Source organism: Shewanella sp. 11B5, assembly GCF_002836795.1.
Taxonomy (GTDB): Bacteria; Pseudomonadota; Gammaproteobacteria; order Enterobacterales; family Shewanellaceae; genus Shewanella; species Shewanella frigidimarina.
This window is the reverse complement of the sequence record NZ_PJAP01000148.1, coordinates 1-1,184: the sequence shown is the minus strand read 5'-3', so window position 1 is coordinate 1,184 and position 1,184 is coordinate 1. Positions and strand designations below refer to the sequence as shown.

Below are 1,184 nucleotides of genomic sequence, written 5' to 3'. Positions count from 1 at the left end.
GATTATCAATTAGACATTGTTAATACTATTGATGATGAACAAACCAAGGTCACCGATATTCATATTTGGAGAATTAGTGCAGATCATTATTCTGCGTCTATCGCTATCTGCACAACAACTGACGCCAGCGTAGAATCATTTAAACACTCATTGAATAAGTTTGATAAGCTAAGCCACTTAACTATCGAAGTGAATTACTGCTGAGGCCCTTTATGCATTCTTTGAATAATTTAATCATTGAGTTTTACGACAAACTGTCTTCTTGGGAGCAGTCTGTCGTTAAAGATACCGGTTATTCACTGGCACAAGTGCACACTATTGAGGTGCTAGGCTCTCACGGTTCCATGAGAATGAAAGAGCTAGCAGATAGGCTTGCAATTACCACTGGCACCTTAACGGTTCAGGTAGATAAACTGGTAAAGTTTGGACTTATAACCCGCTCTCCACATGAAGACGATAGACGTTCAATATTAGTTGGATTAACAAGCGAAGGCATGGCGCTTCATAAGCACCACAATCGCATGCATATACAACTGACAGAAGATATTACTCGTCATTTAGATCAAAATTCGATAGATGTTCTGACCAAGAGTTTTGAAAAAATGAACCGAGAATTCTAATCTTCAGATTGTAGAATATGATGTTACAACGTCAAATGAAGTGCTAATAAGATAACAAATAAAACTGTTATAAATCAGCACCTTGAGAGAAAAACTAATTTAGCCAGTGCTTGTTTTTGAATCAATGTTAGTTTTGGACACTCGAAGTTTGTGTCCAAAACTATTTATCAATTATTTAAAAGTGCTACTTTCAGATACAGCCATGACTTCACCATCGTCAGCGATTTGAAAATATAACGTCTTTTTATCTTCTGCATTAGTGGCACTCACAATATAAACGCCTCCTGTAACGCTAAAGACCGTTACATCTGCAACGGTAATATTTTTCCATGATTCCGGAAGCTGACCAACCGCATAGCCGAAGTCCTTAAATGTCATTTGTTTTGCAGACTTGATGACAACACTGATGGCAGCATTATCATTCATATGGCCATGGCTTGAATGTGCCAGCGAATAACTGCTGATAAAGCTGCTCAAAAGCACCATTGTAAAAAGTAATGTTCTCATAAATTTCCCCTTATTATTTTAAACCAATAATTTTAAACCGATCATTTTAAACCGATG

The 1,184-nt window shown here is 37.1% G+C and carries 2 protein-coding genes and 1 pseudogene; 2 read left to right on the top strand and 1 reads right to left on the bottom strand.

The window, feature by feature from the left end:
* Together CXF78_RS21600 and CXF78_RS01240 are read left to right on the top strand one after the other, a co-directional pair.
* Positions 1 to 204 (top strand): annotated as a pseudogene (locus tag CXF78_RS21600) (cation diffusion facilitator family transporter); the annotation flags it as partial.
* 8 nt (positions 205 to 212) lie between these two features.
* A complete protein-coding gene (locus CXF78_RS01240) occupies positions 213 to 620 on the top strand; it encodes a MarR family winged helix-turn-helix transcriptional regulator (protein WP_102035743.1) in 408 nt (135 codons plus the stop codon).
* Positions 621 to 791: 171 nt separating this feature from the next.
* On the opposite strand, the gene CXF78_RS01235 is transcribed toward CXF78_RS01240, so the two are convergent.
* Positions 792 to 1,127, bottom strand: coding sequence for a DUF6488 family protein (locus tag CXF78_RS01235; protein ID WP_102035742.1), 336 nt, complete (start codon positions 1,125 to 1,127; stop codon positions 792 to 794).
* Positions 1,128 to 1,184: the final 57 nt, after the last annotated feature.

What these genes read in the sequence shown, in the direction of transcription:
- CXF78_RS01240 (WP_102035743.1), top strand. Translation starts at nt 213, where the DNA reads ATGCATTCTTTGAATAATTTAATCATTGAGTTTTACGACAAACTGTCT.
- CXF78_RS01235 (WP_102035742.1), bottom strand. Translation starts at nt 1,127, where the DNA reads ATGAGAACATTACTTTTTACAATGGTGCTTTTGAGCAGCTTTATCAGC.